The following is a 7,517-nucleotide window of genomic DNA, read 5'->3' as shown; positions in this document are numbered from 1 at the left end:
GGGGCGTAATCGAGGGTTTTGCCCTGCCAATCGTGGACATGCGCGCCGGCGGCAATCGCCACCGCATGGCCTGCGCCGGTATCCCAGATGTTAGTTGGCCCGAAGCGCGGATAAAGTTGCGCGCTGCCTTCGGCCACCAGACAGAACTTCAGCGAAGAACCAATGGCGGTGGTTTGATGCTCGCCAAGCTGATGCAAATACTCCTGCAACTCGGTATCGCTATCGAAATGCGAACGGCTAACCACCACCAACGGTGGACGCGCCTCACGCGCATGGATTTGTTTCTGCTGGCCGTTCTCTTCTTTCCAGGCTTTACCTTCCGCTGCCGAATACATCACGCCCAGCACCGGCGCATACACCACGCCTAACACCGGTTTGCCGTTTTCGATTAGCGCGATATTGACCGTGAATTCGCCGTTGCGCTTGATAAACTCTTTGGTGCCATCCAGCGGATCGACCAGCCAGTATTTCTGCCAGTGCTGGCGCACATCCCAGCTCGGTGGATCCTCTTCAGACAGCACCGGCACCTCCGGCGAAAGCGCCTTCAGGCCTTGCACAATAACGCGATGCGCCGCGAGATCGGCCGCGGTGACCGGAGAATCATCCGACTTGCGGGTCACGTCAACCGGCTCTGCGCCGTTATAAACCTGCATAATGGCATCGCCCGCATCACGCGCCAGCTGACAAATTTTATCTAACATTCTTTACCTCTTTTCCGCTGATTCTGCCTGTCAGACACCAACCGCCAATCTGTTGTTATTTTAGCAGTTGTCATTCAACAGCCTGCGACTGCGCTGTCTGCTACGGCAATCTATATGAATATCAATACCATAGTTCATCAGCGGCGGCTATGGCGGGATGCTGAATGCGCTTTTACGGCGGCGTGACGGCAGATATTGGATGAAAGTCCGAGCTCCATCACAAATTGAAATGATAATTCGTCATGGTTTTACATTATTTTGAGAGGCCCATTGGACCGAACAAGGAGCAAGCGATGTTCAAAGCGAGCATGTCGTTATTGGCACTCTGTATTACTGCCGCCACGGTACAGGCTGCTACGGTGGATCTGCGCATTCTTGAAACCACCGATCTGCACAGCAATATGATGGATTTCGATTATTACAAAGATACGCCGACGGAGAAGTTTGGCCTGGTGCGCACCGCCACCTTAATTCAGCAAGCGCGCGCCGAAGCGAAGAACAGCGTGCTGGTCGATAACGGCGATATTATTCAGGGCAGTCCGCTGGGCGATTACATGGCGGCGAAAGGGCTAAAACCCGGCGAGGTGCATCCGGTGTATAAAGCGATGAACACGCTGGATTACGCGGTCGGAAACCTCGGCAATCACGAATTTAATTACGGCTTACCTTATCTGCAAAAAGCGCTGGCGGGCGCGCGCTTTCCTTACGTCAATGCCAATATTATCGACGAGAAAAGCGGAAAACCGCTGTTTACGCCCTACTTAATCAAAGAAACAACGGTAACGGACCGCGACGGTAAGCCACATATCCTGAAAATTGGTTATATCGGCTTCGTTCCACCACAGATTATGGTTTGGGATCGTAACAATCTGCAGGGAAAAGTACGGGTTGATGACATCACTGAAACAGCGAAGCGCTATGTGCCGGAAATGCGCGCAAAAGGTGCTGAAATAATCATCGCTATTCCGCACTCCGGTTTGAGCAGTGAACCCTATCACGCCATGGCAGAAAATTCGGTTTACTACTTAAGCCAGGTTCCAGGCATCAACGCCATCATGTTCGGCCACGCTCACGCGGTGTTCCCGAGCAAAGAGTTCGCGGCGATTAAAGGCGCTGATATCGCTCAAGGCACGCTCAACGGTGTTCCGTCGGTGATGCCCGGCATGTGGGGCGATCATCTTGGTGTGGTCGATCTGGTGCTGAATAACGAGGGGGGTAAATGGCAGGTCGCGCAGGGCAAAGCCGAAGCACGTCCAATTTATGACAGCGCGGCGAAAAAATCGCTGGCGGCTGAAGATGCCGATCTGGTGAAAGTGCTGGAGCAGGATCATCGCGCCACGCGCGAGTTTGTTGCCAAACCAATCGGTAAATCTGCCGACGTGATGTACAGCTACCTGTCGCTGGTACAGGACGATCCTACTGTGCAGATCGTTAACAACGCGCAGCGCGCTTACGTTGAGCACTTTATTCAGGGCGATCCTGATCTTGGCCGCTTGCCGGTGCTCTCTGCCGCCGCGCCGTTTAAAGCCGGTGGTCGTAAAAACGATCCCGCCAGCTATGTCGAAGTGGAAAAAGGTAATCTCACCTTCCGTAACGCCGCCGATCTTTATCTCTATCCCAATACGCTGGTGGTGATGAAAGTCAGCGGTGCGCAGGTGAAGGAGTGGCTGGAGTGTTCAGCGGCACAGTTTAATCAAATCGATCCGCACAGCAGCAAACCGCAATCGCTGATTAACTGGGATTTCCGCACCTATAACTTCGATGTGATCGATGGCGTGCAGTACCAAATCGATGTCACGCAACCGGCACGCTATGACGCGGAGTGTACGCTGATCAACAAAGGGGCTTCGCGCATTAAGGATCTCAGCTGGCAAGGCAAGCCTATCAATCCTGATGCCACTTTCCTGGTCGCCACCAATAACTACCGCGCTTACGGCGGCAAGTTTGCCGGCACCGGCGATAAATATGTCGCCTTCGCGTCGCCGGATGAGAACCGTTCGGTGGTTGCCGCTTATATCAGCAGCGAAACCAAAGCGCATGGCGAAGTGAAACCGCAGGCCGATCACAACTGGCGTTTAGCACCGATTAATAGCAACACGCCGCTGGATATCCGTTTTGAGACCGCGCCTGGCGCGAAAGCCACGAAGTTTATTGAGCAGCATGCCGATTACCCGATGAAAGCAGTGGGCAGCGATGAGATAGGTTTTGCGTTGTGGCAGGTGGATTTGCAGAAGAAATAATGGTTATAAGCGGGTTGCCAGATGCGTAGCTGGCACCCTGCTCTGATGCAATACCGCCAAAATAATGATGCCTTTCTGGCCCGGCTGGAAATAAACCATATGGCTGACATAGGGAAAGCTAAGTACACCTTCTGCAACATCCAACGCTCTACTTTTTCCCAATGTCGGCATTTCTGCCAGCGTGCGTAACGTCTCTTGCAAACGCCTTAAATAGATTTTCGATTGCGCATCGCCCCAGTTCTGCATGGTGAACCGGCGAATATCGACAAGATCCTGTCGCGCTTCATCCGTGAGCTGATAATTAGCCATTTAATCCAGCAGTTGGTCGAAAAAGGTTTCACCATCGGTCAGTTTTCCGTTGGCAATGTCATTTCTGGCACGAGCAATTTTTTCCTGCACAAATTGCTGTTTCATCGCCTCAATCGCCTGATACTCCTCAGCGGAGATGACCACTGCTACCGGTTTTCCGTTGCGACTAATCTGGACCGGCTCACGCTGCGCTTTCAATAGCATATCGCCAAATTGGGTTTTGGCTTCGTTGGCAGAGAGTAGATACATGCCGCACCTTTCGTGTGAATCGTTCGATTCGCACATTATATGCGCTGATTAATTTAAAACCAGCTCGATCTGTAGATATAAAAAAACCGGCATGATTTCGTGCCGGTTTTCGAGAAGTTCACTAGCTACTTACAGAATTTCCAGCAGCTCAACTTCGAAGATCAGGGTGCTGAATGGCGGGATAGAGGCGCCTGCACCGCGCTCGCCGTAAGCGAGGTTGTGTGGAATCGCCAGTTCCCACTTGGAACCGACTGGCATCAGAGTCAACGCTTCGATCCAACCGGCGATTACGCCGCTAACCGGGAATTCTGCTGGCTCGCCACGTGCCACTGAGCTGTCGAATACGGTGCCATCGATCAGTTTGCCGGTGTAATGCACGCGCACACGATCCTGACGTGAAGGGATTGGACCCTCGCCCTGGGTGATGACGCTGAACTGCAGACCGGTTTCGGTGCTGCTTACGCCTTCGCGCTGTGCGTTCTGCTCAAGGAAAGTCTGACCTTCTGCCGCCATCGCTTCTACACGCTCACGACGCACGCCTTCAGCGCGCTCGTGCACTTCACGCAGTGCGCGATGTACCACATCAACCGGGACGGCCGGTGAGTTCCCTTCCAGCGCGTCGCGCAGGCCGGCGAGCAGTGCTTCTGGCTGCAGACCCTGCAGTCCAGACTCTTGCAGCTGCTGGCCTACCTGTAAACCGATACCGTAACTTGCTTGTGATTCGACGCTGTCGAATGAAGGGGTCGTCATCTTGATTCCTTAATCCCGGAGAAAAATAGAACCGGCAGCATACCAGCGCAGGCGGCTGGCGTAAAATCTCACGCGCCGCAGATGACATTTCCCGGCGAAACGGAAACAATACAGCGGTCAAATTTTTCAATGCTGCCAGGCACTTCCTGTCAGCATTGCTCATACTATAGCTGTGGCGAGGTTTTCACCTGCCACCGTCGGAACAAGAGAGAATACATGGGCCAGATCGCCCCACGACGTCGCAGGACGCGCGCACCGCGTACTTTATTACCTTGGTTGCAACGTTGGCTGCCGCGCATTCCGCGCAAAGCCGCCAGCGAGGAGGATTCACGAATGGCTTCCGATCACCCTTCCCGCGTTCCCGCCGCACTGCAGCGCGTCTGGCATTTGCTGGATGATGTGCGCTGGATGGATCCGCTGCCCGCTTTGCATCGTCGCGGCATTGTCATTGCCCTGCTGGTGCTGCTGCTGGCGTTTCTCTGGCCGAGCAGTACACCGCAGTATCCGGTTGAGCGTCCGGCAGACAATAACGCTAAAGAAGTGCCAATGCAGGCGGAGATTTACGATAACAACCAACAGCAGAATACGCCGCCGAAAACCGATTCGCAGGGCGAATGGCGCACCTACAATGTGGCATCAGGCCAGACGCTGGCGCAGTTGTTCCGCGACAACAATTTGCCAGTGAATGATGTGTTTGCCATGGCGCGTGTCGAAGGTGATGGCCAGCCGCTGAGCGCGTTGCAGAATGGTCAGCAGGTGAAGATTCGTCAGAACGCGCAAGGCGTGGTGACCGGTTTAACGGTCGATGGCAGCAACGGTCCGGTGCTGTTTACGCGTCAGCCGGATGGCAGCTTTATCCGCGCTCAGTAAATCGCAGAAACAAAAACGCCGGCACATGGCCGGCGTTTTCGCATTACCGAGTATACTCGTCATAATCCAGGTTGCAGATGCGTTGGCTACGCTCATTCACCCCAGTCACTTACCGGAGTAAGTTCAGGGGATTCATTCCCTTGCCGCCTTCCTGCACCCTGAATTATTTAGAGTAACAATTACTCAGCAACTACATTCACAACCAGTTTAGCGAAGACTTCGCTATGGATCTGGAAGTCAACTTCGTGCTCACCGGTGGTGCGCAGTACGCCTTCTGGAAGACGAACTTCGCTTTTAGCCACTTCAACGCCTGCTGCAGTTACTGCATCAGCGATGTCACGGGTACCGATGGAACCGAACAGTTTACCAGCGTCGCCTGATTTAGACGCGATGGTTACGTTGCCCAGTGCGTTGATTTTCTCAGCACGTGCGTTAGCAGCAGCCAGAACGTCAGCCAGTTTGGCTTCCAGTTCAGCGCGACGTGTTTCGAAGAACTCAACGTTTTTCTTGGTAGCAGGAACAGCTTTACCCTGTGGAACCAGGAAGTTACGAGCGTAGCCCGCTTTAACGTTAACCTGATCACCCAGGCTGCCCAGGTTTGCTACTTTATCAAGCAGAATAACTTGCATTACCTTATCCTCTTAAAGTCGTTAATGGACAACTACCGATTACTGATGACGATCAGTGTACGGAAGCAGGGACAGGTAGCGAGCGCGCTTGATGCAACGAGCGAGCTGGCGCTGGTATTTTGCACGAGTACCGGTAATACGGCTCGGGACAATTTTACCGCTTTCGGTAATGTAGTTTTTCAGTGTAGCGATATCTTTGTAATCAATCTCTACAACGCCTTCCGCGGTGAAACGGCAGAACTTGCGACGACGGAAATAACGTGCCATTTGGCTAGTCTCCAGAATCTATCAAATCAATCTGCTCGGCATGTAACACCATTCTGCTCTGACCATTGCGTGCCTGATGGCAGCTAATAAAGCCTTCGAGAGTGAGTTGCGTGCCGACCGTTATATGTTGAGTAATCACCTGATGGGTGCTGCCGCTGATAATCACCGGCATTTGACACCAGGCTTGCCGGTGGAAACCGGCTTCCTCTTGCACAGAACGATGCTCAAGCACGAACTGGCAATGAGGAATCCCTGACGGACTGACTTTTCGAACCGGCGTCTTGCACACAGTGCCAGACAGGCGCAGTCGATTTGCCGTCATGTCGGATTACTCTTCAGAATCCCCAGCATCTGAGTCATCAGCCGATTCGTTAGCAAAGTCTTCGCGGCGATCACGACGCTCGTCTTTAGCTTTAACCATCGGAGATGCTTCAGTTACCGCGTGCTTAACGCGCATAACCATGCTGCGGATAACGGCGTCGTTGAAGCGGAAGTTAGTTTCCAGCTCGTCAATCACTTCCTGCGGCGCTTCTACGTTCAGCAGAACATAGTGAGCTTTGTGCAGTTTGTTGATTGGGTAAGCCAGCTGACGGCGGCCCCAGTCTTCCAGACGGTGAATCGTGCCCTGTGCACCGGTGATAGCACCAGTGTAACGCTCGATCATACCTGGAACCTGTTCGCTCTGGTCAGGGTGGACCATAAATACGATTTCGTAATGACGCATCGATAGCTCCTTACGGATTATTCAGCCTCCTGTCAGGGTCAGCTGCGGCCCACGGAAGCAAGGAACGTTATAGGTTGCGAATCATTTTAAAAAATGAAACACACCTCTGAATGCAGCTGAAAAATTGACGCGTAATCATACTGGCGTCCTTGCGAAAACTCAAGCGCACAATTCATCAAATGGCGACTATCGTGCCAGCTGATGCGGCTTTTTGTGCTAAGTGAGATGCGTCAGTGAGTTAGCGAGCGTTTGATCAAATTCTCTGAACAAGGCGTTCAATGGGACGATCTGGCGGCAAGTTGGTTAAGAACTACACTATTTACAGGCGCAACGAATAATCCTATTTGCCGCGTCTGAGAGTGCAATCCCTGTGAGTCTGGAGTCGATTATGAAAATGATCATTTTCGCCACTTTACTGGGTCTCTTCCTGTCTCCACCCGCTTTTGCCAGCTCCGCTGACTACGCGCAGCAGATGAGAAGTAACAGCAACGCGGCATCAGGCTATGTCTACGTCAATCGGTTGGATGCGCCTGCAAGCAGTAACCCAGTCAGTGCCAATACCAGCGCCGCCGAAAGGTTGTCATCACAACTTTAGTTCGGCAACTTAAACGGGCTGGCGCCAATCACGCCAACCCGCATTTTTTATAGATGATGTTTAAAGAAACTGACCAGCGCAGTCAGGGCCGAAGGCGTGATTTTGTGGCCGATGTTCTTTTCGGAAAGCGCGGTCATCTGTTGATCGAGTTGCGCCTCGCCTAACGCTTTCTGCAGACGCGCC

11 protein-coding genes and 1 pseudogene are annotated in these 7,517 nt (G+C 52.9%); 3 read left to right on the top strand and 9 right to left on the bottom strand.

The genetic code is table 11. The annotated features are described in order from the left end of the window. On the bottom strand, positions 1–701 hold a 701-nt coding region (cysQ, locus tag RTY00_RS12825; protein ID WP_312664711.1), incomplete at its 3' end, for a 3'(2'),5'-bisphosphate nucleotidase CysQ. A gap of 293 nt (positions 702–994) precedes the next feature. On the opposite strand from cysQ, the gene RTY00_RS12820 reads away from it, so the two are divergent. Next, positions 995–2,941, top strand: a complete 1,947-nt coding sequence (locus RTY00_RS12820) for a bifunctional 2',3'-cyclic-nucleotide 2'-phosphodiesterase/3'-nucleotidase (RefSeq protein WP_312664710.1) — start codon at positions 995–997, stop codon at positions 2,939–2,941. A gap of 3 nt (positions 2,942–2,944) precedes the next feature. On the opposite strand, the gene RTY00_RS12815 is transcribed toward RTY00_RS12820, so the two are convergent. From RTY00_RS12815 to fklB, 3 genes are all read right to left on the bottom strand, one after another. Continuing rightward, positions 2,945–3,250 carry a type II toxin-antitoxin system RelE/ParE family toxin gene (locus RTY00_RS12815; RefSeq protein WP_312664709.1) on the bottom strand — a complete coding sequence of 102 codons (306 nt, stop codon included), beginning with the start codon at positions 3,248–3,250 and terminating at the stop codon, positions 2,945–2,947. Continuing rightward, positions 3,251–3,499: a type II toxin-antitoxin system Phd/YefM family antitoxin gene (locus RTY00_RS12810; RefSeq protein ID WP_312664708.1), complete on the bottom strand. Its 249-nt coding sequence runs from the start codon at positions 3,497–3,499 to the stop codon at positions 3,251–3,253. Between the two features lie 129 nt (positions 3,500–3,628). Beyond that, entirely contained in the window at positions 3,629–4,249 is a 621-nt protein-coding gene (gene fklB, locus RTY00_RS12805) for an FKBP-type peptidyl-prolyl cis-trans isomerase (protein WP_008103590.1), read from the bottom strand. Between the two features lie 216 nt (positions 4,250–4,465). Here fklB and RTY00_RS12800 point away from each other — a divergent pair, with 216 nt between their 5' ends. Then, the gene (locus RTY00_RS12800) at positions 4,466–5,119 is read left to right on the top strand and encodes a LysM-like peptidoglycan-binding domain-containing protein (RefSeq protein ID WP_312664707.1); all 654 of its coding nucleotides are present in this window, start codon (positions 4,466–4,468) and stop codon (positions 5,117–5,119) included. A gap of 179 nt (positions 5,120–5,298) precedes the next feature. On the opposite strand, the gene rplI is transcribed toward RTY00_RS12800, so the two are convergent. The 4 genes from rplI to rpsF are packed head-to-tail and all read right to left on the bottom strand — an operon-like array spanning position 5,299 to position 6,739. Beyond that, complete coding sequence (gene rplI / locus RTY00_RS12795; RefSeq protein WP_008103594.1) at positions 5,299–5,748, bottom strand: 50S ribosomal protein L9; 450 nt, start codon at positions 5,746–5,748, stop codon at positions 5,299–5,301. A gap of 39 nt (positions 5,749–5,787) precedes the next feature. Further along, on the bottom strand, positions 5,788–6,015 hold the full coding sequence (gene rpsR, locus RTY00_RS12790) for a 30S ribosomal protein S18 (protein WP_002210155.1): 228 nt from the start codon (positions 6,013–6,015) through the stop codon (positions 5,788–5,790). A 4-nt stretch (positions 6,016–6,019) separates the two neighbouring features. Beyond that, the gene (priB, locus tag RTY00_RS12785; RefSeq protein WP_007892027.1) at positions 6,020–6,337 is read right to left on the bottom strand and encodes a primosomal replication protein N; all 318 of its coding nucleotides are present in this window, start codon (positions 6,335–6,337) and stop codon (positions 6,020–6,022) included. Positions 6,338–6,343: 6 nt separating this feature from the next. After that, the gene (rpsF, locus tag RTY00_RS12780; protein ID WP_007892026.1) at positions 6,344–6,739 is read right to left on the bottom strand and encodes a 30S ribosomal protein S6; all 396 of its coding nucleotides are present in this window, start codon (positions 6,737–6,739) and stop codon (positions 6,344–6,346) included. Positions 6,740–7,127: 388 nt separating this feature from the next. Here rpsF and RTY00_RS12775 point away from each other — a divergent pair, with 388 nt between their 5' ends. After that, entirely contained in the window at positions 7,128–7,334 is a 207-nt protein-coding gene (locus tag RTY00_RS12775) for a hypothetical protein (RefSeq protein ID WP_061720184.1), read from the top strand. Between the two features lie 47 nt (positions 7,335–7,381). Here the strand turns inward: RTY00_RS12775 and RTY00_RS12770 are convergent. Next, positions 7,382–7,517 (bottom strand): annotated as a pseudogene (locus RTY00_RS12770) (esterase); the annotation flags it as partial.

Source organism: Pantoea sp. CTOTU49201, from assembly GCF_032054795.1.
Taxonomy (GTDB): Bacteria; Pseudomonadota; Gammaproteobacteria; order Enterobacterales; family Enterobacteriaceae; genus Pantoea; species Pantoea symbiotica.
Note: the sequence above shows the minus strand (reverse complement) of the source record. Positions and strands in the feature narration are given on the sequence as shown.

What these genes read in the sequence shown, in the direction of transcription:
- rpsR (WP_002210155.1), bottom strand. Translation starts at nt 6,015, where the DNA reads ATGGCACGTTATTTCCGTCGTCGCAAGTTCTGCCGTTTCACCGCGGAA.
- priB (WP_007892027.1), bottom strand. Translation starts at nt 6,337, where the DNA reads ATGACGGCAAATCGACTGCGCCTGTCTGGCACTGTGTGCAAGACGCCG.
- RTY00_RS12815 (WP_312664709.1), bottom strand. Translation starts at nt 3,250, where the DNA reads ATGGCTAATTATCAGCTCACGGATGAAGCGCGACAGGATCTTGTCGAT.
- rpsF (WP_007892026.1), bottom strand. Translation starts at nt 6,739, where the DNA reads ATGCGTCATTACGAAATCGTATTTATGGTCCACCCTGACCAGAGCGAA.
- rplI (WP_008103594.1), bottom strand. Translation starts at nt 5,748, where the DNA reads ATGCAAGTTATTCTGCTTGATAAAGTAGCAAACCTGGGCAGCCTGGGT.
- RTY00_RS12820 (WP_312664710.1), top strand. Translation starts at nt 995, where the DNA reads ATGTTCAAAGCGAGCATGTCGTTATTGGCACTCTGTATTACTGCCGCC.
- RTY00_RS12800 (WP_312664707.1), top strand. Translation starts at nt 4,466, where the DNA reads ATGGGCCAGATCGCCCCACGACGTCGCAGGACGCGCGCACCGCGTACT.
- RTY00_RS12810 (WP_312664708.1), bottom strand. Translation starts at nt 3,499, where the DNA reads ATGTATCTACTCTCTGCCAACGAAGCCAAAACCCAATTTGGCGATATG.
- RTY00_RS12775 (WP_061720184.1), top strand. Translation starts at nt 7,128, where the DNA reads ATGAAAATGATCATTTTCGCCACTTTACTGGGTCTCTTCCTGTCTCCA.
- fklB (WP_008103590.1), bottom strand. Translation starts at nt 4,249, where the DNA reads ATGACGACCCCTTCATTCGACAGCGTCGAATCACAAGCAAGTTACGGT.